This is a genomic window from Pseudarthrobacter sp. TAF60_1 (assembly GCF_052113505.1).
Classification (GTDB): Bacteria; Actinomycetota; Actinomycetes; order Actinomycetales; family Micrococcaceae; genus Arthrobacter.
On sequence record NZ_JBFRDI010000007.1, the window covers coordinates 151,895 to 177,511 of the forward strand.

A 25,617-nucleotide genomic window follows, 5' to 3' on the forward strand; every position below is an offset into this window, starting at 1 on the left:
AACCATCAGCAGGCAAAACCGCCGGCTGTTCGGGGAGGCCAGTACATGGAGCGAATTTTCGCACCGGTTGTATGGGAGGCCGAGTCCGGCCTTCAGGCCGAACCGCCTCACCAATAACAAATCCGGGCATGTGCCCGGGGCTGGAGTCGATGTGGCTACTTCTGAACCACTGCCCGAGGTTGTTTCCGAGGGACAGAAAGCTACCTCTCGCACCACGCGAGCTACCTCAAAAACCGGTGCAGCCGATAAAGCTGCGGCCGGTTTTGCCGTCTCCGGAAGGGAAGCCACCATCAGCAGCTTTGTCATTGACACCTCCGTCCTGCTCTCGGACCCGCGCGCACTGCTGCGCTTCGCAGAGCACGAGGTCATCGTCCCTATCGTGGTCATCAGCGAACTTGAGGGGAAACGGCACGACCCCGAATTGGGCTACTTTGCCCGCAAAGCCCTCCGGCTGCTCGACGATCTCCGGGTCAAGCACGGCGGCCTAAGCCAACCAATTCCCATTGGTGACAGCGGGGGCACCCTGATGGTGGAGCTGAACCACGTCTCCGCTGACGTGCTCCCGCTCGGGTTCCGCAGCGGCGACAACGACAGCCGCATCCTGGCAGTAGCCAAGAACCTGGCCAACGAAGGCCGCAACGTGACCGTGGTGTCAAAGGACCTGCCCATGCGGGTCAAGGCCTCCGCCATGGGGCTCACCGCCGACGAATACCGCAACGAACTGGTGCAGGACTCCGGCTGGACCGGGATTGCCGAGGTGGAAGCCAGCGAAGACGAAATCAACACCCTTTACGGCCACGAGCCGGTCTTCATCCCCGCAGCCGCGGAAATGCCGGTCAACACCGGCTTGGTGCTTCTCTCCAACCGCGGCTCGGCCCTGGGCAGGGTGGGTGCCGACAAGCAGGTCAGGCTGGTCAAGGGTGACCGGGACGTGTTCGGGCTGCACGGCCGCTCGGCCGAGCAGCGGCTGGCCATCGACATGCTGATGGATCCCGCCGTCGGCATCGTTTCCATCGGCGGACGGGCGGGCACCGGCAAGTCCGCCCTGGCCCTCTGCGCGGGCCTCGAAGCGGTGCTGGAACGCCGCGAACACCGCAAGGTGATCGTCTTCCGCCCGCTGTACGCCGTGGGCGGCCAGGAACTCGGCTACCTGCCCGGCTCCGAGTCGGAAAAGATGAACCCCTGGGCGCAGGCCGTGTTCGACACCCTGGGTGCCCTGGTCAGCCAGGAGGTCGTGGAAGAAGTGATGGATCGCGGCATGCTGGAAGTCATGCCGCTGACCCATATCCGCGGCCGCTCCCTGCACGACGCCTTCGTCATCGTGGACGAAGCCCAGTCGCTGGAGAAGAACGTCCTCCTCACCGTGATGAGCCGCATCGGCCAGAACTCGAAGATCGTCCTCACCCACGACGTCGCCCAGCGTGACAACCTGCGGGTCGGCCGGCACGACGGTATTGCCGCCGTCGTCGAAACCCTGAAAGGACACCCGCTCTTCGGCCACATCACCCTCACCCGCTCCGAACGCTCGCCCATCGCAGCACTGGTTACGGAGCTGCTGGAAGGGGCGGAAATCTAGGGTCCGCGCGGGTGCCCCTTCCTCTGCGTGCTGGCTCGTTCCTCGCCTTTGACGCACGCTGCCGGAAGGCGCACCCACGCTCCAGCCGCGTCGCGGCGGACCGGACCCCGGACATCCGCCCTAGCGAGCCCCGAGGAACTTTGCCGCTGCTTCGTGGCCTTCTACTTTGAGGCTCCAGTCGGGGCGCTTGAACGTGTCCGGGGTGAGGCGGACTTTTTGGACGTCCACGGCTTTGTTGCCCCAGGACGTGCGGGTGGTGCCGTTGAGCTTATAGCCGAGGGAACGGGACACGCCCAAGGAAGCGGTGTTCCAGGCAGCGGCCTCCGATTCGGCAACTTCCGCGCCAAGCCAGTCGAAGGCCCAGAGGCAGACGGCGGCGCGCATCTCCTTGCCCAGGCCCTGGCCATGGACGGACTGTTTGAGCCATGAACCGGTGCTGACGGTCTTGAGGGTGGCGAAGCCCTTGGCACCGATGTCCTGGCAGCCGATGAACTCGCCGTCTTGCCAGATGCCGAGGAGCAGGGTCCAGTCTTCGGGGGTGGCCTGGCCGCGGCAGCGCCAGTACCACTGGGCCATGTTGGTGCCCAGCGTGTCCGCCGGAAGTTCCGTCCAAGGGTTACTGAAGGGGTTCCGGCCGGGATCGTGGATGCCGCTCGCCGCCGCTGCGACAGCGGCCGGGATGTCGTCGTCGGCGATGGGGCGTAGCACCAGCCGGGGTGTGGTCAGGGTGAGGCCGAAGAGGGGCCAAACGGAGGTCAGCGCGGTCATCACGGAAGCCTAACCGACCGCAGGAGATGCGGCTTGTCAAGCGTTGGGTTCAGGCCCGGATGTCCCACGTGATGTGGCGGCGCACGTCCGTGAGGTTCATGGACTCGGCGAGGAAGAGGTCGTCCAACATGTACTCGTCAACCGCTATGATCCGGATCCAGTGGCCATGATCCGGCGCGGCGTCCTCCAGCGACGCGCTGGCGACACAAACACCGGTTTCCAGGTCGATCCGAACGCGATTACTGCCCGGCAGGCAGAGCGGCGCATCCGGATCCGCGGGGCGGTACGAGGCAGTGGGCGAAACAGTTGCCTCCAGCGCAGGCCGGCCTTGGTGCTCGACGCGGCGCACCCCCTCCACATCGACCGGGTTCATTCCCGGGAATTCCAACGGCACAGGAGCATTGCCAGCGAGCTCCACGGGATCCAGTGCCGCCGAGAAGCGGCCGTTCCCGAAGCCCGGCTCGCCGTAAGCAGCCTCCGGGCGGCGCCTGACCAGGCCGCCGTTGTCGTAAACGGGCGCCACGAGATGCGGCGGCAACAGCCAGGACTTCCGCGTGGAGCTGACGTACAAGCCGTCCTTCGAGTCATTGATCCCCGTTGTGCTGTGGAGGACCAGACCGTCGGCGGTCTCCAGGCGGAGCGCCCCGGGCCGGCGCAGCCACGCCCGGACCAGCGGCGCCGCCTCCGGGGCATCGGCAAACGGCTCATCCCAGTATTCAAACCGCAGGGACTGCCATTTCCATGGGGAAGAACGGCACAGGTTCCGGAAAGTAGCGGTCAGGTCTGTGGCCGCTCCACTGCTTGCCGGGTCCCGCCGGCGCCTCGTGTCCCAGGTCGACATATCCACAGTTTACGCGTGGACCCTGCGCGGCCACGCCGGAATCCAGTAGCATCCGAGGAGTGATCCGACGACTCGATGGACTGTGGGACGCCACCCCGCTGGCGTTCTGGCTGGTACTTGCTGCGTGTGCATACTTCCTGGTGATGGCCGCCCGGCTGGCGGTCATCGACGTCCGCCACCATCTGCTGCCCAACCGGATTGTTTTCCCGTCCTACGCCGTTGCGGGAGTCCTGCTTCTTGCCGCTGCCATCGCGCACGTTGTTGCCGGTCCAAGTGCCATGCAAGGAACGCCCGACGGCGGCGCCGAACTTTTGGGCGTACCCGCCCTTCGAATTCTGGCCGGCGGAGCAGTTCTCTGGGTGTTTTACTTTGTGCTGCGGCTGGTTTACCCGCCCGGCATGGGCTTTGGCGACGTCAAACTCGCAGGCGTCCTGGGGATGTATTTGGGTTACCTTGGCTGGGCTCATGTGTTTGCGGGCACCTTCGCGGCCTTCCTGCTGGGCGGCCTCTGGTCCCTGGCCCTGCTGGCAGCGCGACGCGGCACCCTAAAGTCAGCCATCCCCTTCGGTCCGTTCATGCTCGCTGGGGCGGCAGCCGCCATGCTGCTGCCGGCCTGACACAGGGAAATGACGGGGCGGTGCGCTTCCCACGGCCGCTAAGCTGGCAGGATGCCTGCACCCGACTACATTCTCAAGCTCCGCGAAAAGATCGGAAATGATCCACTATGGGTGCCCGGTGTCCGGGGCGTGGTCCTCGACGACTCCGGCCGTGTCCTGCTGGCCAGGCGCGCTGACAACGGACACTGGGCGCTGATCAGCGGCATGCTGGATCCCGGGGAGCCTCCCGCGCGCGGACTGGTGCGGGAAATCTTTGAAGAAACAGCGGTGGTTGCCGAGCCGGAACGTGTTGTCTCAGTGGGAACAGTGGGGCCGATTACGTACCCGAACGGGGACGTCTGCGAATTCCTCGACGTGGTGTTCCGGTGCCGCTATGTGTCAGGGACTGCGTGCGTCAACGATGATGAGTCGCTGGACGTCGGCTGGTTCAGCATCGACGACCTCCCGGAGCTGATGCCGGGCCACCTGACGAGCATCCGCCGGGCAGTGGCCCCCGTGGAGGCTGCTTACTTCGAACCGTAACGGAAACAGCAAGGGCGCCGCACCTCCCCCCGGATTGCAGCGCCCGTGCAGGCTTCCGGTCGGTCCGGCGACGGCTCAGCGGTGCTGCGAGACCAGTTCGCCGTCGTCGTCCTTGACGCTGTCCAGCGCGTCGTCCGGGACTGTTGCGGGCGGAGCGCCCTTCCCGCCCTGCCTCCGGGCGTCCAGTCGCTCTGCCTCCAGCCGATCCGCCTCCTCGCCGCCTATGGCCTCACCTCGGGCCACCATGCCGGCCGTGTCGGACAACGGTATTTGCTTAAGCGTTATTGCAAGCAGCAGCGCAGCGGCAATGAAGGGGATGAGGTACCAGAACACCGGGGCCAGCGACTCCGCGTAGGCGTTGACGATTGCATCCCGAAGCTGTTCCGGGAGCTGGTTCAAACCCTGCGGATCCAGTGAGCTGGTGGACTGGGAGGCCTGCGCCGCCGATGCGCCGGCGCCGGTGAACGCGTTCGTCAGGGATTCCGAGAGCCTGTTGGTGAAAATGGCGCCAAAGATTGCCACTCCCATGGCGGCACCGACTTCGCGGAAGTAGTTGTTCGTGCTGGTCGCGGTTCCGATCTGGCCGGCCGGGACAGAGTTCTGCACCACCAGAACCACCACCTGCATGATCAGGCCCAGACCTGCGCCAAAGGTGAACAGCTGGACGCAGATGACCCAAATCGGCGTAGCGGCCGTCAGCGTGGTCATCCACAACATTGCGGCCATCGTGAAGGCTGCGCCGAGGATGGGGAACATCTTGTACTTGCCGGTCTTGGAGATCCGGATTCCTGAGTAGATCGATGTACCCATCAGACCCGCCATCATGGGCAGCATCAACAGGCCGGACTCAGCCGCTGAGGTGCCTGAAGACATCTGCAGGAAGGTGGGCACGAAAGCGATCGCCGAGAACATACCCAGACCCAGGGTGAAGCCGATAGCCGTGGCGTTGACGAAGATCCGGTTCCTGAAAAGACTCAGGGGGATGATGGGGTCTTCGGCCCGGCGTTCCACCATGACGAAGGCCGCGGCGGTGACCAGCAGGCCCGCGCCGAATGCCCAGGTCAGCGGTGAATCCCAGCCCTCGTCCTTCTTGCCGCCGAAGTCGGTGAAAAAGATCAGGCACGTGGTGGCCGCAGACAGGAGGACAACGCCCAGGACATCGATCCGCTTCTCAGCCTTCTTGTTCGGCAGAGTCAGAGTAAACCAGGCGATGGCAAAGGCGGCGACACCGACGGGGATGTTGATATAGAAAGCCCATTCCCAGGTCAAGTGGTCGACAAAGAAGCCGCCAAGCAGCGGACCGGCGACGGCGGACAGTCCGAAGATCGCTCCCAGCGGGCCCATGTACTTACCGCGGTCCTTGGCCGGAACAATGTCAGCAATGATGGCCTGCGAGAGGATCATCAGGCCGCCGCCGCCCAGTCCCTGGATGGCACGGAAGATGACAAAACCCCAGAAATCGGTGGCCAAGGCACAGCCCACCGATGCGAGCGTAAACAGGGCGATGGCAACGAGGAAGAGGTTCCGCCGGCCCAGGATGTCACCGAACTTGCCGTAGATGGGCATCACGATGGTCGTGGCCAGCAGGTAGGCAGTAGTGATCCATGCCTGGTGCTCGACGCCGCCGAGCTTCCCCACGATGGTGGGCATGGCCGTGGAGACGATGGTCTGGTCCAGGCTGGACAGGAGCATCCCGGCAATGAGCGCCGAAAAGATGATCCAGATGCGCTTCTGGGTCAGCAGCAGCGGACCCGTCGCGGCTTTGGAACTGACAGTGGCGCTCATGGTCGTCCTTCTATGGGTTCTGGTTTCACAAAATGCTGGGAGAAGAGTTGGCTGGCGGCGGTGATGTTTTCCATCAGCAGCTCGGAGTAGGGGCGTGTGTTGCCGTCGGAGAAATACGCGATGCTGCTCTTCCGGGCGATGGTTCCCAGCAAAGCGACAGCCATCTGCACCACGGGGTGGTCAGGGGCCACACCCTCTCGCCGCGCAACATCGCGGGCGAACTGTGCCTCCCGGTGCTCGGTCGCGCCGATGATCCGGAGGACCAGTTGGGGTTCTTTTTTGACGACGCCGATCAGTTGCCGCGTCTCCTCTTCGGAAGCTGTCATGTGCTCGGACAGCTTCAACGAGAGTCGGATCAGGTCACGAAACAGGGTGGGGGAGATTACCCCGGGAGGCGACGATGTGCCGCCGGCGACAAACTCCTCCACGACGTCCGCGGGGATCTCATCGTCGGCGTGGCCAATGATGGCGTCTTCCTTGGTGGGGAAGTAGTTGAAGAAGGTCCGGCGGGAAATCTCCGCGCGTTCGCAGACCTCTTCCACCGTGTAGCCGTTCAGGCCGCGCTCAGCAGTGAAGGAACGCGCGACGGCGGTGACGGTTGCCCGGGTCGCGGCACGCTTGCGCTCACGGAGGCCGCCGTCGTAAGCGGGGGTTCTATGCCTTGTGCGGCGGGCGCGTCATGGACATAACGTCCAGCGCGGTGTCCAGCTGCTCTTCGGTCAGTTCGCCGCGCTCCAGGAAGCCCATTGCCACCACGGTCTCACGAATGGTCAGACCCTCGGCCACAGCCTTCTTGGCGATCTTGGCGGCGTTCTCGTAGCCGATGTGCTTGTTCAGCGGCGTGACGATGGAAGGCGATGCCTCGGCCAGGAAACGGGCACGCTCAACGTTGGCGGTGATGCCATCGATCATCTTGTCGGCCATCACACGGCTGGTGTTGGCCAGCAGGCGCACGGACTCGAGCAGGTTTGCGGCCATAACGGGGATGCCGACGTTCAGCTCGAAGGCACCGTTGGTGCCCGACCACGCGATGGCGGTGTCGTTGCCGATGACCTGGGCGCAGACCATGATGGAGGCCTCGCAGATGACGGGGTTGACCTTGCCCGGCATGATCGAGGAGCCCGGCTGCAGGTCCGGGATGGCGATTTCGCCGAGGCCGGTGTTGGGTCCGGATCCCATCCAGCGGAGGTCATTGTTGATCTTCATGAAGGAGATCGCGATGTTGCGGAGCTGGCTGGAGGCTTCGATGAGGCCGTCGCGGTTGGCCTGTGCCTCGAAGTGGTCACGCGCTTCGGTGAGGGGCAGGCCGGTGTCGGTGGCGAGCAGTTCGATGACCCGCTCCGGGAAGCCTGCGGGGGTGTTGATGCCGGTGCCTACTGCCGTGCCGCCGAGGGGAACTTCGGCAACGCGGGGGAGGGAAGCGTTGATGCGCTCGATGCCGTAGCGGACCTGGGCTGCGTAGCCGCCGAATTCCTGGCCCAGGGTCACCGGGGTGGCGTCCATCAGGTGGGTGCGGCCGGACTTGACGACGTCCTTGAACTCAACGGCCTTGCGTTCCAGCGACTCTGCCAGGTAGCCCAGGGCGGGGATGAGGTCGTTGATCAGGGCCGAGGTGGCGGCAACGTGCACGGACGTGGGGAAGACGTCGTTGGAGGACTGCGAAGCGTTGACGTGGTCGTTCGGGTGAACAACTTTGTCGCTGCCGGCCGCCTTAAGGGCACGCGAGGCGAGTTCGGCGATGACCTCGTTGGTGTTCATGTTGGAGGACGTACCGGAGCCGGTCTGGAAGACGTCGATCGGGAAGTCGCCGTCGTACTTGCCCGCAGCGACCTCATCGGCAGCCTCGGCGATCGCCTTGGCCAGCTCGCCGTCGAGCACCCCAAGTTCTGCGTTGGCCTGCGCGGCCGCCTTCTTGACCCGGGCGAGCGCCTCGATGTGGGCGCGCTCCAGGGTTTTGCCGGAGATCGGGAAGTTCTCAACTGCACGCTGGGTCTGGGCGCGGTACAGGGCGTTCACAGGGACGCGGACTTCGCCCATCGTGTCATGTTCAATGCGGAATTCTTCAGTGGAAGTCATGGGGCTAGCTTAGGACGAGGTGCGCCCCGGGCTGAAACCGTGAACCGCATGCTACATACCGGGCTTTGGCCCGGGCTAGAGCTCGCCGATGCCCGAAACCAGCTTGGCCCGGCCCTCGACGAGGCTGTACTTCAAACCGATGACGGCGGCGCGGCCCTCATCGACTGCGTCGGCAATCACGCGGGAGCTGTCCACCAGCCGCTGTGACGTCTGCTTGGTGTGCTCCACCACCATGTCATTGATTTCGTGCTGGTCGTTCCGCAAGGACGTCAGTACGGAGGGAGTGATCCGCTCCACGAGGTCCCGCATGAAGCCGATCGGCATCTCGCCGGTATCCACAGCCGATTTCGTTGCGGTTACGGCACCGCAGCTGTCGTGACCGAGCACCACGATCAGGGGAACCCCCAGCACACTGATGCTGTACTCCAGGGATCCCAGGACGGCGTCGTCAATGACCTGTCCTGCCGTTCGCACCACGAAGGCGTCCCCGAGCCCCAGGTCGAAAATGATCTCGGCGGCCAGTCGTGAATCGGAGCAGCCGAAGATCACGGCAAACGGATGCTGGTTCTCCACCAGCGACGACCGGCGGGACGCATCCTGGTTTGGGTGCGACGATTCGCCGTTGACAAAACGTTCGTTGCCTTCGCGCAGCCGGCGCCAGGCGAGGGCGGGAGTCAGGTAAGTAGCCACTGGCCTACCTTACGGCGTGGGGCTGGCCGACGGTAAAACCGTTAGGGCCGGGTTGCTGTCCATGGACTTCACGACGGCGTTAGCGAGGACGGTGAATTCGTCCAGTTGCGCTGTCCCAGTGAGGATGACGGTGGTTCCGCGGTAGTCCAGGATCATGCTCTTCTCGCCTCTGCCCGCATCCCGGAGCTCCCAGGCCTTGCCGGCGGCGTCGCGGGTTCCGGTGACGGGGGCGCTTTTGGTCTGCTGCAACAGCCAGGTGGGATTGGACTGCCGGGTTTGGACCAGGCCGATGAAGGAATCCTTCGGCGTGATGTACCCCACCTCCCACGTGGGAACGCCGCTGCCGCTCCCCGACTCCCACCGTGCGTAATTTGGCCTGAAGGCGCCGGCCGTATCGGGGGCGGCCGGTGTGAATCCCGCCACATCGGCAGCGTTCCCCGCCACGGCGCTGACGTTGATGTCCGGACGGAACCCCTCGCTCTTGGGAAGCGGATTCATCAGGACGATGGGCAGGAAGGCGGCAATGCTGACCACCAGGGCAACGATCATGCCGATCACGGACGCGTTGGCGCGTTTGGCGGCGGCGGCCGGAATCACGGGCTTCACAGCAGGCTGGTCAGCCTGGGGTGCGTCCTGTACGGCGGGTCCGGAGTCAGAGGGATCTGGGCCGGGGCTGGTCTTTTCCTGCATTTCGCTCACCCCTCTATAGTCGCGCATGTAACGGCCCAACTCACACTCGGGCCGCAACCAGCGCCGAGGGCCATGTTGCGCCCGGGCGTCATGCCACCACCCGTGGGTCGCGCCCGCGACTATGATCAGTACCAGAGGAATCACCGCGTCTGCTGAATCCGGCTGAGCGGGTCCAATGATCGCCACTCGAAGAAGAGGTTCACGTGTCACCAGCGTCCATGACCCAGAAGTACTCCACGCTTTCCCCGTCGCTCGCCGTCGGCATCGACGAGCCGGACCGCAACCTTGCACTCGAGCTTGTCCGTGTCACCGAAGCCGCGGCCATCGCCGGCGGCCACTGGGTGGGCTTCGGCGATAAGAACAAGGCCGACGGCGCCGCCGTCGACGCCATGCGCTCCTTCCTTCAGACCGTCCACTTCAACGGTGTTGTGGTTATCGGCGAAGGCGAAAAAGACGAAGCCCCCATGCTGTTCAACGGCGAGCACGTTGGCGACGGCACCGGGCCCGAGTGTGACGTGGCAGTTGACCCGATCGATGGCACCCGGCTCACGGCCCTCGGCATCAACAATGCCCTCGCCGTCCTCGCCGTGGCCGAACGCGGTTCCATGTTCGACCCCTCCGCCGTGTTCTACATGGAGAAGCTCGTCACCGGGCCGGAAGCTGCCGACATGGTCGACTTGCGCCTCCCGGTGAAGCAGAACCTGCACCTCATCGCCAAGGCCAAGGGCGTGAAGGTCAACCAGCTCAATGTCATGATCCTGGACCGCGACCGTCACCGCCCGCTGGTCGAGGAGATCCGCGAAGCCGGTGCGCGCACCAAGTTCATCATGGACGGCGACGTCGCCGGCGCCATTGCCGCAGCCCGCTCCGGCACCGGCGTTGACGCCCTCATGGGGATCGGCGGTACTCCCGAAGGCATCGTTGCGGCCTGCGCCATCAAGTCCCTCGGCGGCGTCATCCAGGGCCGGCTGTGGCCCACCAGCGATGACGAGAAGCAGAAGGCCATCGACGCCGGCCACGACCTTGACCGCGTCCTGTCCACCAACGACCTCGTGTCCAGCGACAACTGCTACTTCGCGGCCACGGGCATCACCGACGGCGACCTCCTGAGGGGCGTCCGCTACTCCAAGGACAAGGTCCTGACCCAGTCCATCGTGATGCGTTCCAAGTCCGGCACCATCCGCTTCGTTGACGGCGAGCACCAGGCCAGCAAGTGGGAGGGCTACGCCCGCAAGAACTAGTTCCACGGCACAGTGAGAGAAGTGCCCCACCGCATTTGCGGCGGGGCGCTTCTCTGTATCCAGCCTGGCTTCTTGGGCGGTCTGGATGCTGCCGGGCTGCTGTCTGGCTTCACGGGCGGGCCGGGTCGGGGCCGGCCGTTACGGGGCGTTGGTATAGGGTTGAATTCATGAGTCTTGCCGTTGTGCCCTGTACTGACCGCGCCGTCTGGGACGGATATGTTGACCGGTTCCAGGGCCATCCGCAGCAACTGTGGGGCTGGGGTGCAACGAAGGCCATGCATGGCTGGTCCGTGGACCGCGTCCTGGTTACTGACGACGAAGACATCCTCGGCTGCGCCCAGTTGCTGGTCCGGAAGCTGCCGTTCCCGTTCCGGGCGCTGGTCTACGTACCTCGCGGACCCATGGGCTCCGCCGAAAACACCACCGCCGTCCTCGAACAGCTGGCCAGCTATGCTTCCTCCCGCCACCGGGGCGTGGCGCTGAGCATTGAGCCCGATTGGGACGCAGAGTCCCCTTACGAAGGCGCAGTTGCTGCCGCGGGCTTCAAGCCATCCGCCAACACCGTGCTGATCCCGCGCACGCTCATCCTTGATCTGGCCAAGACCGATGATGAGCTCATGGCGGACATGTCCAAGTCCACGCGCGCCAACATCCGCAAAGCGATGCGCAGCGAGGTGGATTTCCGGAAGGTGCAGACCGCTGCGGAGCTTGAGCAGGTACTGGGCATTTACCACGAGACGGCCGCCCGTGCCGGGTTCGGGATCCACGAGGACCAGTACTACCGGGATATCTTCGCCAACATGGGGGAGGGCTCACCCATCATCGGGGCTTTCGACGGCGACCAGTTGCTGGCCTTCGTCTGGCTGTCCCGGAGCGGGGCAACAGCGTTTGAGCTCTACGGCGGTGTCTCGGCCGAGGGCCAGAAACAGCGGGTGAATTACGGCGTGAAGTGGGCCGCGCTGACAGCCATGCGCGAGGACGGCTGCGGGCGCTACGACTTCAACGGCCTGCTCAACGATGGCATCTCCGACTTCAAGAAGCAGTTCGCCAAGCACAAGAACATGCTCATGGGAACGTGGGAGAAGCCGCTCTCACCCCTCTACCCCGTGTACGCGCGGGCCATGCCGGCCGCCCGCAAGGGACTGCAGACAGCCCGAAAGGCTCTGCCGGCCGCCCGCAAGGGACTGCAGAATGCCCTGCCGGCTGCCCGCAGCAAAGGACTGCCGGCCGCGCGCCAGCTGCTGAAACGGGTTACGCGGCGCTAAGAGCGCCGGTGGTGACGGCGAAGGCAACCGCCGTCTCCGTAGCCCCGGCCACAGCATGGACGTTCACCGGGGCCTCAGAGGCGGCCAGGAACGCGCTGCCGCCGCGGGCCAGCTCGAGGTCGCCCTTGGGCGAGTCGAGGTACACCGCTCCCGCCACCACAATCACGACGACGGCGCCTGACTGGGCGAGCGGGACCGGTGCCGCGCCCGGGGCCAGCTCGATCCGCTGAAGCTGGAATTCCCGGAAGGGGGGCCGGTACAGTTCCTGGCCCAGTGCGGAGAACTCCGGCGTGAGCAGCGGAACGTCCACAGGCCGGAACTCGATGGTCTTCAGGAGCTCAGGCACGTCAATGAACTTCGGTGTCAGCCCGCCCCGGAGCACGTTGTCCGAGGAAGCCATGACCTCTACGCCCAAACCGTGGAGGTAGGCATGGACATTTCCGGCCGGCAGATAAACGGCGTCGCCGGGAGCCAGCGAAAGCCTGTTCAGCAGCAATGAAAGCAACACTCCGGGATCCCCGGGATACTTCTCATTCAGGCTGACCACGGTGGACAGCTCCGCTTGGTACGGCGCCAGCGGAGCCCCGGAGATCAGGGCGGCGGCCACCATCGCGGTGGCATGCGAAACCTCTTCGCCACCATTGATCAGCCGTTCGAAGGCGCTCCGCAGGCCCGCGCCCTCATCCGGATTGTCCAGGAACTGCAGCAGGTCGGTCAGCAGCGCCGGGACCTCGTTCTCCACCAGGTCGAAGCAGCCCGCCAGGTGCAGCAGGATCTTCCGGGTGGCCGCCGGCGGCCTGAACCCGCACAGCGCCTCGAACGGGGTCAGCGCAAAAATCATTTCGGGCTTGTGGTTGTCGTCCCGATAGTTCCGGTGTGGCGCATCCGGAGCAACACCGTCAGCATTTTCCCGGGCGAAACCTGCCTTGGCCTGCTCCAGGCTGGGGTGGACCTGCAGGCTCAGGGGCTGGGACGCCGCCAGGATCTTGGTCAGGAAAGGCAGCTTCGGCCCGAACGCGGCCACGGATTCGGCGCTGAGGTAGTGTTCCGGGTCTTCGGCGATGAGGTCGTTGAGAGGCACCGTGGTGCCGTCGGGCCGGCGGGCAACGGACGGGGAGTCCGGGTGTGCGCCTATCCACATTTCGGCTTCCGGCCGGCCGGATTCTGGGCGTCCCAGGAGCCCGGCAATCGCCGTCGTGGATCCCCAGGCGTAGTCGCGGAGGACGTTCTCAATTTCGTACACAGCCGGTGTCCGTTCTTAATTTCAGGTCTTTGGGTCGTCGGGGCCCAGGCGGCCGGGCGGCAGCACGCCTACAGGGGCGCGCACTGACCGTTGGTGGCCACGAGTTGACGGATGGCCTCCTCGTTACCTTCCCGCTTGAGCTGGTTTAGCAGCTCCGCGGTGATCGGTTCGCCGTCGGGCGTTGTGGTCACCGGAGTGAAGTCCGACGACGGCGGCGGCGGCGTTTGCTGCGCAGATCGGCCTGCCGGGCCGGAAGCAGACTGCAACGGTCCGGCGGCCTGCAAATGTCCGCCAGCAGTGGACGGCTGCACGACGCCGTCGACGAACGCCGCAGCCTGGGGGCCCGACGCAGATGCGAGGAGCTGGTCCACCTTGCTGTGGATGACGTCGAAGTCCGGCACCGTGGAGAAGGACGCGTCGAAGTCGGGCGGCCCGATGGTGAGGCGCTTGACCTGCTGACCCTTGGCCTTCATGGCAAGATCCACAAAGCTGCCAAGCTGGGACGAGGAGATGTTGGATTCCACCACCTTGGTGCCTGCGCTGGCGATGTCTTCGAATTTGGACAGCAGGGTGGCCGGGTCCAACTGCTTCAGCATCGCTTGCTGGACGCACTGCTGACGCTGGATCCGGGAGTAGTCGTCAACGTATTCGCGGGACCGTCCGTACCACAGTGCATGTTCGCCATCGAGTGTTTGTTCACCGGCGGGAATCCAACCCAGCGGCATGCCGTGAGTGCGCGTAACCTCGTCGAAGTAGCCGCTCATCGGAACCCAGCCGCCCGCCTTGATTTTGATGCCGCCCATGGCATCAATGAGTTTGGCGAAGCCGGCCATATCCACCAGGACGTAGGCCTGGACCTTGAGTCCGAGGGTTCCGGAGACCGCCTCCAGCGTCGCCTGTGCGCCCGGATCCTCCACCCCGGGGTACAGGTCCTTGTACTTGTTGGTGACCTCAGTGTTGATGGCGTTGACCAGGCACTCGTCACCGCAGTTGTAACCATCCGGGTAGATCTTGCGCATGGGGGATCCCTCGCTGAACTGGGCGTTCTGGAGGTTACGCGGCACGGAGATGATGGCGGTCTGGCCCGTCTTGGCGTCCACACTGAGGACCGAAAGACTGTCCGGGCGCCGGCCCGTGCGGTCATCACCGGCGTCACCGCCCATCATCAGGAAGTTGTAGCGGCCCTCCACCGGATCTATCGCTGGTCCTGCGGAGAAGATATTGCCGATGGCATTGCGCCCCACGTTGAGCAGGTAAGCGGCATAACCCAGGGTGCCGCTGCTCAGGACCAGGGCAATGACAAGCGAAATCACGACGGCGGGGCGCGCCCCCGGTGCCAGCAGCACCGGCCTGATCAGCCGCAGGGTGTTGATAAAGAGGAATGCCCACCCGAGGGCGAGCGCCACCAGGAGCACGATGATCACCAGTGAAGCGAAGGGGTTGGTGATGACATTGATCAGGAGGGTCCGGTTGAGGACCAACAGCAGCACTGCTGCCACCAGCACTACCCAGACGCCCAGGGTTACCCGCAGGGCGGTTCGGCCGAGTTTACGGTCACCGGCCACAATCTGCGCGCTTCCGGGCACCAGAAGCGTCATCAGCAGCAGGACAAAGGCCCGCTTGGTCCGGACAGGGGACGAGGCTCCGGACGGAAACCGAACGGGGTCGGTCATGACCGTGCCGGGGGCGGGGTGCTGCAGTTCGCTTCTGGACATGTTCCCGTTCCTAGCGGCTGCCCCGGAGGACGCCATTGCCGTCAGCGAAGACCTCGCTGACTTTCTGCCTGAGGTTGGCTCCCTTGCGGGTGGCGGCATCGTTGAGCTCCTGCGCGAAGTCCACAAGGTCAGCGCGGAGCGAGGCCGCCAGTGCGTCCGTGCCCGAGGCGAGGATGCGGACGGCCAGCAGGCCGGCGTTGCGGGCGCCGGCAATGGACACGGTGGCGACCGGGACGCCGGCCGGCATCTGCACGATGGACAGGAGGGAATCCATGCCGTCCAGGGTCTTCAGCGGAACCGGCACACCAATAACGGGCAGGGGAGTCACACTGGCGAGCATGCCGGGAAGGTGGGCCGCCCCGCCGGCACCCGCGATGATGACGCGCAGGCCGCGTTCGTGGGCAGTCTGCCCGTACCGGATCATTTCCGTGGGCATCCGGTGAGCGGAAACCACGTCGGCTTCAAAAGGTATGCCGAATTCAGCCAGGGCCTCAGCCGCGGCTTCCATCACCGGCCAGTCCGAATCTGAACCCATAACAAGCCCGACGATGGGTCCCGTTCCCGGGTCGGCAGTTCCGGCGTCGTCGGTCCCGGGGTTGGTTTCGATGCTCATGCGTTCTCCTCGGAAATCCGTGCTGAATCGTCGGCCGGAACCCGGCCGTCCCGGATGATGGCGGCCACTCGGGTGGCGCGTCGCCGGACCGAGTCCACATCGTCGGTGGAGTCTCCTACAAGGTTGACATGGCCGATCTTGCGGCCGGGCCGCACCGACTTGCCATAGCAGTGGACTTTGGCCGCCGGTTCACTGGCGAGGGCAGCCGGGTACGCCGAGAACAGGTCCTGGTTGTCGCCGCCCAGGAAATTCTTCATCACCACCACCGGGCCCAGGACATCGGTAGCGCCCAGCGGAAGGTCCAGGACGGCCCGCAAATGCTGTTCAAACTGGCTGGTGACTGAACCGTCCTGGGTCCAGTGGCCGGTGTTGTGAGGACGCATGGCGAGTTCGTTGATGAGGAAGCCGGTTCCGGTCCCGGGTGTTTCAAAGAGTTCCGCGGCCATCACACCGGTGACGCCTAGTTCATTGGCGATCCGCAGGGCTGCGTCTTCGGCTGCTGCTGCCACCTCCAGCGGGATGCCAAGGGCGGGCGCAATGACTTCATCGCAGACTCCGTCCACCTGGATAGTGTGCACCACCGGCCAGGCCCTCGCTTCGCCACCGGGGGTGCGGGCAACCAGGGCGGAAAGTTCGCGGCTGAACTCAACCTTGGCTTCGGCGAGGAGCGGGCTCATGGCCTCGAACCACGGAGCGGTCCCGGCGGCGTCTTCGGGAGAATCGACTATCTGCACGCCCTTGCCGTCGTACCCGCCGCGGGGCATCTTGAGGACTACAGGCCAGCCGATTTCATTGCCGAAGTTCACCAGCGCGGCGACGTCAGCCACCTCAGCCCATGCCGGGTTTGGGAGGCCGAGCCTGTCAATGGCAGCCCGCATCACCAGTTTGTCCTGCGCGTTGACCAGGGCATCGGGACCGGGCTGGACGTTCACGCCGGCGGCCAGAAGTTCGCGAAGGTGATCGTTGGGGACGTGTTCGTGATCGAACGTCATGACATCCAGGCCGTCCGCGAAGTCGAGGAGCGTCTGGAGATCCTTGTAGTCACCCACTGGCGAAGTGGAGACAGCTGAGACGGCTGAAACGTCCTCAGCTTCGGCCAGCACACGAAGTTCAAAACCAAGGGCGGTGGCGGCTGGGGCCATCATGCGCGCGAGTTGGCCGCCACCAACCACGCCGATTACTGGAAAAGTCACATATGCCAGCCTACAGAAAAGGTCGCCGGATCCCGGCTTTCGGGCGCCACGGGGCCCGCAAACAGTTCCATTCAGCTGCCGCGCAACCCGGCGGGCAGGTTAGTTCCCAGAATTGGGGGCTAAAATAACCTTCTGGCCGTGTGGCCCACAGAATGGACGGCCATGGAGGGTCATGATTAACTCACTCGCAGATCGTATCCGGGGACTAGCCTCGCTGTTTTGGCGCGAGGTAGCCAAATTCGGAGCCGTTGGCGGTGTGGCGTTCGTCATTGACAACGGCCTGACGTATTACCTGATGCACGGACCCATGACGGACAGCGAAGCCAAGGCGCGCTTCGTCGGGGCCAGCATTGCCACGGTCTTTTCCTGGATTGCCAACCGGCTGTGGACCTTCCGGCATCGGCGGCAGGCAAACGTACTTCGCGAATTCGTGATGTTCATCCTCATTAACGGCATTGGGATCGGAATCTCAACGGGGTTCACTGCCTTGGCCAAATATTCGTTCAACGTGACCGACAAGAACATGCTGTTCGCCGCCGGCGTTGTGGGAATCCTGGTGGCTACGGTGGTCCGCTTCTTTGCCTACCGGTTCCTTGTGTTCAACCAGGAACTGGACCAGGAGCCCGAGTTCTCCCACGACCACGAGATCATCGACGTGCACCACCATGACAACGTTGCGGCGGCAACCGTCCAGGGTGGGAAAGCGCCGGTGGCCACCGCCCACAGCTCGGAAGTTCCTGACCAGGACGCGTCGGGAAGTGCCCGGCAGCCCTAGCAGGCGTCCCTTGTTCTCCGGCAGTTTCGGGTATGAGGCAGCCGACGCGGCCCATCCCGGGACGCTACTCTCCGTTGATGCGTTCCGTGGCCAGAAGCTGGTCTGTCAGCTTTACATCCGGGTGGGCCAGAACCACTGAACCCCCGCTGTGCCAGGCGCCAAGGCAGCTGGCAAGGGCTGCTTCCAAACCGTCCCCGGCCGTGACCAGGAGCCTCACACCCGCTTCGTGCCGGGCTGAGAAGCCGGTCAGCAGGTCGGCATGGAGGTGGCGCGTCCCCTCGTGGTCAGTGATGGCGCAGCCGGACGCTGATGGATCTGAGTGGGCCATCAAAATGTCGCCATGTGAGCGCACCTCAGCTGCATAGTCGAGGACTCCGGGGGGCAGGTTTCCCGGCCACCGCATGGCAAGCGCAGGCAGCGCGACGGCGATAACGGCGTCGTACTTTCCCGCCTCGGTTGCGGGCTTGTCGGTAACGAGCAGCTCAGCCGCGCCACCGTCGATGACTGTTTCCATGCCGAGCTGCCAGGCGGCCAGGGCCCAAATGAGTGATTTCCAATGGACGGGAAGGTCAAGGCCCAGACGCATCCCCGGCTCGGCGTCCAGTTCGTCCTGCAGCAGGTTGCCAGTTTTGGCGACCCAGTTGTCCAGGACGCGGCCCGAGAGCTCCACCCGCTCGGAGTCCGGCCCGTACCACGTGAGCCGGGGTGAGGTGGCGTGGCCGGAACGCATGCTGGTCATCAGTTCGATCGCCGGGATAGTCATGGCACCATCTTGTCACGGGCGCTTAGGACACACCTTGGGTGGGGGAAGTAGCCCGTTTCGCCATCCGAAATAGGGCTCCGACCACGTCCACGGCTGTGATGTTAGTCACAGTAAGTTTGTCCTGTAATTTGGCTTATGACGATTGCTTCTGTATTTTCGGCCGAAATTCATGGCAATCGGGCGCTTCGGTGCTCGACTGAGACCATCCCTCATTCGACGCGCCGACCGTTGGGAGAATTCCCGGGCGTGGCGTGACGGCGTTTCGCCGGAAAAGATGATTATTATCCGATCGACGGCTTGACTCTCCGCTAGTTACACACGTGTAATTAGATATCGAAGGCTACTGCGTAATTACGGGCACTCAACCGAGTGTCAACGGGAACCATGCAGTGGCGTCAAACTTTCAGGAGGGTCGCCGTGGGGCAAGCAGAGCGTATCCATGAAGATGCCGTCGCCGGCCAGGCAACGGCTAAATACCGCGCACGGGGAGTGCCCAGCGACTGGTACGTGGATCCCGCCGATCCTGACGCCGCGGACCGCTACAACCGAAACACCAAGGATTCCCTCCAGGACCAGGCCACAGCCTTCCTGGCGGCGCACGAAGCGCTCCTTGACGGCGGCCACGACGAGGACGACCTCGACCCGCCCATGGAACTGCGCACGCCCGGCCCCGAAGCTACCCAGCCGGTATGGATCGGACTGCCGTTCCAACAGGACTTTGATGACGAGGGCGAACTTGGCTGGCAGACCGATGCGTTGTGCGCCCAGACCGACCCGGAAGCATTCTTTCCGGAAAAGGGCGGATCCACGCGGGACGCCAAGAAGGTATGCGGCGCCTGCAACGTGCGCTCACAGTGCCTCGAATACGCGCTGGCTAATGACGAACGGTTCGGCATTTGGGGTGGCCTGTCCGAGCGTGAACGCCGGCGGCTAAGGAAGCGAGCAAGCTAATTCTTCAGGAAGTACATGTCACTGCCGTTGTGGTCTCCCACAACGGCAGTGCCTATCTCCCCAAAACCTTGGCCGCACTCGCGGACCAGACCCGCCCCGCCGATTCCGTCATCGGAGTGGATACCGGCTCGCGGGACGATTCCGCGGTCCTCTTGGAACGGGCGCTGGGCGCAGAGAATGTCATAGGTTTTCCGCACGGCAGGAGCGGGATGGGCGGCGCCGTGCGCGCCGCGCTCAGCGCGCGCTCACCTTGGGAGGGCCAGGCCGAACGGGCCGCCACAGAGTGGATCTGGCTGCTCCATGACGATGCAGCGCCGGCGCCGGAGGCCCTGGCGGAGCTCTTGGGTGCCGTGGAACGCGCACCGTCTGTCACTGTCGCCGGTTGCAAGCAACTGGACTGGCACAACGAACGCCGCCTGATTGACGTAGGACTGTCCACCAGCCGGTGGGCCGAGCGCCTCACCCTTATCGATGCCGACGAACTCGATCAAGGCCAATACAACGGCCGTTCGGACACCTTCGCGGTTAACTCGGCCGGCATGCTGGTGCGCCGTGATATCTGGGAACACCTGACGGGCTTTGACCCCGCCCTCCCGGGCACCGGCGACGACGTGGACTTCTGCTGGCGCAACCGTCTCGCAGGGCACCGTGTTGTAGTTGTGCCCACGGCGCGCATGTTCCATGTTGCCCATCGGCCCCATGCCCAGGGAATCCCCTCCGCGGCCCGCAAAGCGCAGGTTCACCTCCGGCTTAAGCACGCGCCGCTCTGGAAAGTACCTTTCCACGCCGTGGGTGCGCTGCTCGGCAGCATCTTCAAACTCGTCCTCAGCGTTGCCGTCAAGGACCCGGGGCACGGGGTCTCTCAGCTGGTAGCCACGTTCGCGGCACTGGCCCGGCCCGCTGCCTTGGCTAAGTCGCGCCGCACGGCGGCCAGCACCCGCCGGATCCGGCGTTCTGTCATCAGGAAACTTCAGACGCCCCGCCGTGAAGTATGGAACCACCGCCGCTCCCTGATCGAAGCGCTGGGGGCAGACAAGTCCACTGCCGACGGCCTGGTGCAGGATCCGCTCGCCGACCAGCCGACAGGCGACTCCTCAGACGACTTCGCGGCGCTGACCACCACCGAACGCGGCTGGGTGGGGGCCGGCGCGCTCGCTGCCATCGTCGTTGCATCTGCTGCTTCCCTCACGGCGCTCAGCGGCTTGTTCCGGGCCGAAGCCGTTTCCGGTGGCGGACTGATACCGGTTTCGGCATCCTTGGGCGAAATCTGGCATCACGCCTCGAGCTGGTGGATCAGCCTGGGGGCAGGCCTTCCCGGCAAGGGCGACCCCTTTGACTACGTCCTGTGGATCCTCGGCGTTTTCGGCGGCGGCGATGCAAACGCGGCCATGGCCTGGCTGCTTCTGCTCGCTGCTCCGCTGTCCGGCCTGACTGCATGGTTTGCCTCCGGAGGGGTGACAACGCGGCGTCGCTTCCGCTTTATTGCAGCGCTCTTCTGGGCTGCCGCACCGGCCCTGCAGGTGGCCCTCAACCAAGGCCGGGTAGGCGCGTTGGTTGCCCACATGATGGTCCCGCTGCTCGTCCTGGCACTGCTGCGGGCCACAGGCTCCGCTGTGGGCCATGGACGGTTTGCCCTGCCGTCCCCGGGCGAGCGTCGGTTCACCGAAAAGCCGCCTTCACGGCCCGGGATCAACGGGATGCCTTCGTGGACGGCCGCAGCCGCTGCGGGCCTGGCCCTGGCCGTAGTTGCGGCCTCTGCACCCGCGCTGCTGATCCCCGCCGCGGTGCTGATTGTGTTGTGCGGGCTGATGCTCGGCCGGCGTGGCCGCACAGTGTGGTGGGCGCTGCTGCCCAGCGCTGCACTCTTTCTTCCCTTTGGACTCTCCGTCCTAGACAGGCCGCGGGCGCTCCTGGCAGATCCGGGCGTTCCGCTCGGATTTGAGGCGGCACCGTTGTGGCAGCAGCTCCTGGGCCAGCCACTGCTCTTTGCGCCCGGCGGCGGCCTGCACGGCCTTGCGTGGTTTAGCGGGGATGTCATCCCGTGGGCACTTCTCTTGGCGCTGCTCGTGGCCGTCCCGGTCCTGCTGCTTGGAGTGGCCGCCCTGTTTCTTCCCGGCAAACGGAGCGGGACTGCACGCGCCCTGTGGGTCGCGGCACTGATCATCCTGGTGGGCGGCTGGCTGGCCGGACATGTTGCCACGGCAGCCAACGCCGACACGCTGGTTACACCGTTCACCGGCCCGGCTGTTTCAGCCGCCGGCTTCACGTTCCTTGCGGCGGCGCTGATCGGCGCCGAGCGCCTGCTGGATGCAGCGGACCGCTCCGCCTCGCTGAACGTCAGGCGCAGCGTTGCCCTTCGCTCTGCCACCGCCGTCGCCACGGTGATCCTCATGGCCGGTCCGTTGGCCGGCATGGCGGTGTGGTCGGCGCAGAACGTCCTTCGGCCGGCTGCGGCGGCGCAGGCTGCCGACGGTTCCGCCGGACCGGCACTTGGAACGCCGCGGCTCGTAGAGGTAGGGCGTGCGCGGACACTTCCCGCGACGGCGATCGACCGGGGTACCGGGCCGGAGCAAACACGCACCCTGCTGATTAGCACCCACGAGAACGGCACTTTTGACGCCTCGCTGATGCGTGGCGCAGGAACCACTTTGGACAGCCTTTCGGCGATCGCCGCCGCCCGGAACATCATGGGCGCACCCGGCGAGGAAACACTGCGGGAAGATGACGACGTCACAGCGTCGCTCCGCAGCGTTGTGGCTACGCTGGTGGCCGGCCAGGGTGTGGATCCCAGGCCGGAGTTGGAGCGCCTTGGCGCCGGCTTCGTAGTGCTGCGCTCGGCGGACACAGCGGCCCAGCTGACGGCCAGCAGGATGGACGCCGTACCCGGCCTGGTTGCCGTAGGCCAGACGGACGTGGGCTGGCTCTGGCGGATTACCCCGCTCAACCAGCCTGTCCTGCAGCCCGCTGACGTCGCCCACCGGGTGCGGATCGTGGACCCGGCCGGTGCCACGGTGGCCCTGGTGCCTTCAAGATACGACGACGTCGACACCACCGTCTCCGAGGGTCCGGAAGGCAGGCTCGTGGTGCTCGCCGAGCGGGCGGATCCCAGATGGAGCGCTTGGTTCGACGGGCGGAAGCTGACCTCCACCACGTCAGGCTCCGCCCAGGCGTTCACGTTGCCGGCGTCGGCAGGCCAGTTGATTATCCGGTATGACGCCCCGTGGGCCCTGTGGTCCGGAATTGCGCAGGTCACGGTCTTCGCACTCACCGTGATGCTCGCCCTACCCATGCCGGCACGGCGGCCCAACACGGGCCTGTCACGGGACGAGGGATCTTTGCGTAAGGAACACCAGAATGCATAAGGACGCTCCAGACGCCGCCGCGACGGCAGGAAAATCTATGACGGCCACTGTTCAGGAACCGGACGTTTCTGTAAGGGCGCCAGAGGTGGGCGGCACCCGCGGCCCTGACCGGCCTGCGGCCCGAAAAACACCGTCCAGGGAAATGCTGGCCGGACTGGTATCGGCGGTGGCGATTGTCGCTGCGGCAGGCGGTATCGTGGCCGCCGCATCGTTCGCCCCGCAGCCCGGGGGCGGCCGTGGCATCCCGGCCACGCTGGCCTCCGTTCCAGCCGGCGCAAGCGTCGGGGTATGTCCGGGACCGGCGCGCCTGCTCGAAGGAACCGAAGCCGGCACCGACCCCCAATTCAGCCCCGAGTCCGCGACGGCCAAAAGCGCCGTCACCGGCGCCGTGCTAAGCGCCCCGGGTGGGGTCCTGCCCGCCAGCCAGCTCTCCGCCCTCAACGGGACGCCCGCCGTCGAGATCGCCAAAGGTGGCGGCCAGTCAGCCCAGGCGGGTCCCCAGGACCTGAAAGCCGGCGTGCTCAACGGTCACAGCGTGAGTGGTGCCACCGTGCTGGGCGCGGCTGCCATGGGAGGCCAGAAGCCGTCGGCGGCCGGTGTGCTGAAGTACTCGGCCACGGACGGCGACCTGCAAGGTTCAGCGGCAGCCAACTGCACGCCGCCAGCCAACGACCTCTGGCTCGCCGGCGCGAGCACCACGGTGGGGCGCACGTCCGTCCTGGTCCTCAGCAACGCCTCGAGCACGCCCGCCACCGTGAGCCTTGAGCTGTTTGGCAGCAAGGGGCAGATCCAGGCCCCCGGCAGCAGGGGTCTCCTTGTCGCTCCAGGAACCACCCGTTCAATAGTCCTCGCCGGCCTGGCCCCCGGCGAGCCGCAGCTGAGCGTCCATGTCCGCAGCGCCGGCGGTCCCGTAGCGGCAGCCATACAACAAAGCGTCCTGAGGGGACTAACGCCCGGAGGCGTGGACTTCATCGTGCCAGGGGCGGCGCCCGCCGCCCGCCAGGTCATGACCGGCCTGGACATCCAGGACGCGGGCGGGATTTCCTCCATCATCGGAAAGAGTGGCTTCGGCGACGCCGGCCCCGCTCTTAACATCACCGTCCCAGGCCCGTCCGATGCGGTAGTGGAGGTCAAACTCTTCGGCCGGGACGGCCAGAAAGCCCTGCCCGGCGGCGGTGTAGTCACGGCAAAGGCCGGGTCCGTCACCGAGGTTTCACTGGCAGGGGTTCCGGCGGGCCAGTACACGGTATCCACCAGCTCGGACGTGTCGTTCGTGGCGTCGGCACGGGTTACGCGCGGAGTCAATGGCAACAAGGCTTCGGATGTGGCCTGGGCGGCCTCCGGCGTCAGGCTGGGCAGCCAGCACGTTGTTCCGGTGCCGCAGGGCGGTGACCGCACCCTGGTCTTCGGCGTGCTGGAAAACCGGGCCACGATTTCCTACGCACCCGTCACGGCGGACGGCAGGATCCGCCCGGCCGCAACTGCCGACGTCGCCGGCGGAACCACCACCTCCATCAAGCTTCCGGCGACGGTGGAGGAGTCAGCCGTGGTGGCGTACGTCGTCTCTGCGTCCGGCGACGCCGCCTACGGGGCCCTGCTGCTGCAGCAGGAGGGTCGGGAGGATATTTCGACCCTGGCCTTGATGCCGGCCGCCTCGGGACAGGAAAAAGTCGCAGTCGCGCTCGGCTATTAAGGCTGCTTCCGGGTGAAGTTCAGTACCGGTAGTCGGGACAGCAAAATGGGGCTAGCCCCGGCGGCTCAGTACCTGCGGCGGTAGACCGGATCGAGTGTTTCCGGTGCCACTCCGAGCATCTCGGCCGTATGCTCCACCACAACGTCGTGGACCAGGTCCTGGAGTTCATCCCGGCTGCCGCAGCCCTGTTCCACCACCCGCCGATACAGGGTGATCACCGGTCCTTCGCCGTCCGTTGCCGGAGTGTACGCGCCCATGGGCGGCGGCGCGGCGGCGGCCACCAGCTGTTCCAGGTCCGGCGGGATCTCGTCCACGGCAAATCGAACCCCGTCCAGTGTCTTGCCCCAGATGTCGTGGAGCCGCTGTGCGGAGTCCAGCACCATGTCATCAAAACGGTCGGACCGCGTCCGGTACCCGGGATGCGTAGGCAGCACCAATTCCCCTCGCAGGCCACGGCCATGGCGGTTCCTGCGGCGCATAGAAAAGCTTCGGCCCGGTGAGCTCGGGCCCGCTTCTCCGCTTCGGGCGTCCGGGTCAGCCAAACGGACCGAAAAAGCTGAATCATGGTTCGATGACTGCATACATTGACTGTAAACCCGGCCGCAGTTTTACGCGACACTAACCGCAGCCCGGTCCGGGGCGCGGCGAGTGGGGCGCCAAATGCCGGGAAAGGGCGCTCAGGCAGAGTAGTCTGTGATGTCGTGGGAGCTATCCGTCAATGTTCAAGATCGGCCTGCCGTCAGTCAGCGGTAGCCACTTTGACGTACGTTTACGCTGACTCCACCGCCGTCCTCGGACCTCTGGCCACCTATGCCGAGCCGCATTGTTACGATTTGTGCGAGCAGCATGCCGGGTCACTGACGGTTCCCCGCGGTTGGGAAGTGCTTCGCCTGGCGATGCCCACCACTCCGCAGCAGCCTGGCCCGGATGACCTCCTTGCCCTTGCCAACGCGGTCCGGGAAGCGGCGGCGCTGCCGCCCAAGCCGCAGGCAACGCAGGCCCAGCGCGCCGCGCACTCAGCGCTGGAAGCACCGGCCGGTGCCGAGGGCACACGCAGGGGGCATCTCCGTATCCTGCGCGAACCGTCCTGATCGCGAACCTCCCCGGCAGGATCTTCCGCGTGCCCACCGTTCCTTTCCATCCACGCACAGATCTTTCTGATCGTGAATGTCCCAGGACGCACACCTGGCCTGCGCTGATGTGGCGGTACGCTTGAACCTGCTAATTAGTCAGCCACC

22 protein-coding genes and 1 pseudogene are annotated in these 25,617 nt (G+C 65.3%); 10 read left to right on the forward strand and 13 right to left on the reverse strand.

Annotated elements, in window-relative coordinates; all coding sequences use genetic code 11:
* Nucleotides 1-151 precede the first annotated feature (151 nt).
* Nucleotides 152-1,576, forward strand: a complete 1,425-nt coding sequence (locus tag AB4Y73_RS10305; RefSeq protein ID WP_441871334.1) for a PhoH family protein — start codon at nucleotides 152-154, stop codon at nucleotides 1,574-1,576.
* A 120-nt stretch (nucleotides 1,577-1,696) separates the two neighbouring features.
* On the opposite strand, the gene AB4Y73_RS10310 is transcribed toward AB4Y73_RS10305, so the two are convergent.
* Both AB4Y73_RS10310 and AB4Y73_RS10315 read right to left on the reverse strand, forming a co-directional pair.
* On the reverse strand, nucleotides 1,697-2,344 hold the full coding sequence (locus AB4Y73_RS10310; RefSeq protein ID WP_441871335.1) for a GNAT family N-acetyltransferase: 648 nt from the start codon (nucleotides 2,342-2,344) through the stop codon (nucleotides 1,697-1,699).
* A 49-nt stretch (nucleotides 2,345-2,393) separates the two neighbouring features.
* Nucleotides 2,394-3,185: a hypothetical protein gene (locus tag AB4Y73_RS10315; RefSeq protein ID WP_441871336.1), complete on the reverse strand. Its 792-nt coding sequence runs from the start codon at nucleotides 3,183-3,185 to the stop codon at nucleotides 2,394-2,396.
* A gap of 59 nt (nucleotides 3,186-3,244) precedes the next feature.
* Between AB4Y73_RS10315 and AB4Y73_RS10320 the strand changes: the two genes are divergently transcribed.
* Together AB4Y73_RS10320 and AB4Y73_RS10325 are read left to right on the forward strand one after the other, a co-directional pair.
* The gene (locus AB4Y73_RS10320) at nucleotides 3,245-3,802 is read left to right on the forward strand and encodes a prepilin peptidase (protein WP_441871337.1); all 558 of its coding nucleotides are present in this window, start codon (nucleotides 3,245-3,247) and stop codon (nucleotides 3,800-3,802) included.
* A 51-nt stretch (nucleotides 3,803-3,853) separates the two neighbouring features.
* A complete protein-coding gene (locus AB4Y73_RS10325; RefSeq protein WP_441871338.1) occupies nucleotides 3,854-4,324 on the forward strand; it encodes an NUDIX hydrolase in 471 nt (156 codons plus the stop codon).
* A 75-nt stretch (nucleotides 4,325-4,399) separates the two neighbouring features.
* On the opposite strand, the gene AB4Y73_RS10330 is transcribed toward AB4Y73_RS10325, so the two are convergent.
* From AB4Y73_RS10330 to AB4Y73_RS10350, 5 genes and pseudogenes are all read right to left on the reverse strand, one after another.
* On the reverse strand, nucleotides 4,400-6,109 hold the full coding sequence (locus tag AB4Y73_RS10330) for an MDR family MFS transporter (RefSeq protein ID WP_441871339.1): 1,710 nt from the start codon (nucleotides 6,107-6,109) through the stop codon (nucleotides 4,400-4,402).
* A pseudogene (locus AB4Y73_RS10335) lies at nucleotides 6,106-6,750 on the reverse strand (TetR/AcrR family transcriptional regulator); the annotation flags it as partial. The pseudogene AB4Y73_RS10335 and the gene AB4Y73_RS10330, both read right to left, overlap by 4 nt.
* A 13-nt stretch (nucleotides 6,751-6,763) precedes the next feature.
* A complete protein-coding gene (locus tag AB4Y73_RS10340; protein ID WP_441871340.1) occupies nucleotides 6,764-8,185 on the reverse strand; it encodes a class II fumarate hydratase in 1,422 nt (473 codons plus the stop codon).
* A gap of 75 nt (nucleotides 8,186-8,260) precedes the next feature.
* The gene (locus AB4Y73_RS10345; RefSeq protein ID WP_441871341.1) at nucleotides 8,261-8,875 is read right to left on the reverse strand and encodes a carbonic anhydrase; all 615 of its coding nucleotides are present in this window, start codon (nucleotides 8,873-8,875) and stop codon (nucleotides 8,261-8,263) included.
* 9 nt (nucleotides 8,876-8,884) lie between these two features.
* On the reverse strand, nucleotides 8,885-9,565 hold the full coding sequence (locus AB4Y73_RS10350) for a DUF4245 domain-containing protein (RefSeq protein WP_441871420.1): 681 nt from the start codon (nucleotides 9,563-9,565) through the stop codon (nucleotides 8,885-8,887).
* 218 nt (nucleotides 9,566-9,783) lie between these two features.
* Here AB4Y73_RS10350 and glpX point away from each other — a divergent pair, with 218 nt between their 5' ends.
* The gene (glpX, locus tag AB4Y73_RS10355; RefSeq protein ID WP_441871421.1) at nucleotides 9,784-10,806 is read left to right on the forward strand and encodes a class II fructose-bisphosphatase; all 1,023 of its coding nucleotides are present in this window, start codon (nucleotides 9,784-9,786) and stop codon (nucleotides 10,804-10,806) included.
* Nucleotides 10,807-10,973: 167 nt separating this feature from the next.
* Nucleotides 10,974-12,071, forward strand: a complete 1,098-nt coding sequence (locus AB4Y73_RS10360; protein WP_441871342.1) for a lipid II:glycine glycyltransferase FemX — start codon at nucleotides 10,974-10,976, stop codon at nucleotides 12,069-12,071.
* Here AB4Y73_RS10360 and manA read toward each other — a convergent pair.
* The 4 genes from manA to AB4Y73_RS10380 form a co-directional block, all read right to left on the reverse strand.
* A complete protein-coding gene (gene manA, locus AB4Y73_RS10365) occupies nucleotides 12,058-13,314 on the reverse strand; it encodes a mannose-6-phosphate isomerase, class I (RefSeq protein WP_441871343.1) in 1,257 nt (418 codons plus the stop codon). The two genes, AB4Y73_RS10360 and manA, sit on opposite strands and share 14 nt — an antisense overlap.
* A gap of 68 nt (nucleotides 13,315-13,382) precedes the next feature.
* Entirely contained in the window at nucleotides 13,383-15,029 is a 1,647-nt protein-coding gene (locus AB4Y73_RS10370; protein ID WP_441871344.1) for an LCP family protein, read from the reverse strand.
* A 10-nt stretch (nucleotides 15,030-15,039) separates the two neighbouring features.
* Nucleotides 15,040-15,642: a 5-(carboxyamino)imidazole ribonucleotide mutase gene (gene purE / locus AB4Y73_RS10375; RefSeq protein ID WP_441871345.1), complete on the reverse strand. Its 603-nt coding sequence runs from the start codon at nucleotides 15,640-15,642 to the stop codon at nucleotides 15,040-15,042.
* Nucleotides 15,639-16,835 carry a 5-(carboxyamino)imidazole ribonucleotide synthase gene (locus AB4Y73_RS10380; RefSeq protein WP_441871346.1) on the reverse strand — a complete coding sequence of 399 codons (1,197 nt, stop codon included), beginning with the start codon at nucleotides 16,833-16,835 and terminating at the stop codon, nucleotides 15,639-15,641. Before AB4Y73_RS10380 ends, purE begins: the two co-directional genes overlap by 4 nt.
* Before the next feature lie 172 nt (nucleotides 16,836-17,007).
* Between AB4Y73_RS10380 and AB4Y73_RS10385 the strand changes: the two genes are divergently transcribed.
* On the forward strand, nucleotides 17,008-17,610 hold the full coding sequence (locus tag AB4Y73_RS10385; RefSeq protein WP_441871347.1) for a GtrA family protein: 603 nt from the start codon (nucleotides 17,008-17,010) through the stop codon (nucleotides 17,608-17,610).
* A gap of 64 nt (nucleotides 17,611-17,674) precedes the next feature.
* Here the strand turns inward: AB4Y73_RS10385 and AB4Y73_RS10390 are convergent, their stop codons facing one another.
* A complete protein-coding gene (locus AB4Y73_RS10390; RefSeq protein WP_441871348.1) occupies nucleotides 17,675-18,373 on the reverse strand; it encodes a TIGR03089 family protein in 699 nt (232 codons plus the stop codon).
* 417 nt (nucleotides 18,374-18,790) lie between these two features.
* On the opposite strand from AB4Y73_RS10390, the gene AB4Y73_RS10395 reads away from it, so the two are divergent.
* From AB4Y73_RS10395 to AB4Y73_RS10405, 3 genes are read left to right on the forward strand one after another with little or no spacing between them, the layout of a single operon-like run.
* Nucleotides 18,791-19,324: a WhiB family transcriptional regulator gene (locus AB4Y73_RS10395; RefSeq protein WP_441871349.1), complete on the forward strand. Its 534-nt coding sequence runs from the start codon at nucleotides 18,791-18,793 to the stop codon at nucleotides 19,322-19,324.
* Between the two features lie 29 nt (nucleotides 19,325-19,353).
* A complete protein-coding gene (locus AB4Y73_RS10400) occupies nucleotides 19,354-22,686 on the forward strand; it encodes a glycosyltransferase family 2 protein (RefSeq protein WP_441871350.1) in 3,333 nt (1,110 codons plus the stop codon).
* Between the two features lie 37 nt (nucleotides 22,687-22,723).
* Nucleotides 22,724-24,379 carry a DUF5719 family protein gene (locus AB4Y73_RS10405; RefSeq protein ID WP_441871351.1) on the forward strand — a complete coding sequence of 552 codons (1,656 nt, stop codon included), beginning with the start codon at nucleotides 22,724-22,726 and terminating at the stop codon, nucleotides 24,377-24,379.
* Nucleotides 24,380-24,444: 65 nt separating this feature from the next.
* Here the strand turns inward: AB4Y73_RS10405 and AB4Y73_RS10410 are convergent, their stop codons facing one another.
* Nucleotides 24,445-24,960, reverse strand: coding sequence for a metallopeptidase family protein (locus tag AB4Y73_RS10410; protein ID WP_441871352.1), 516 nt, complete (start codon nucleotides 24,958-24,960; stop codon nucleotides 24,445-24,447).
* Between the two features lie 120 nt (nucleotides 24,961-25,080).
* Here AB4Y73_RS10410 and AB4Y73_RS10415 point away from each other — a divergent pair, with 120 nt between their 5' ends.
* Complete coding sequence (locus AB4Y73_RS10415) at nucleotides 25,081-25,470, forward strand: DUF3499 domain-containing protein (protein ID WP_441871353.1); 390 nt, start codon at nucleotides 25,081-25,083, stop codon at nucleotides 25,468-25,470.
* The last annotated feature ends 147 nt before the right edge of the window (nucleotides 25,471-25,617 follow it).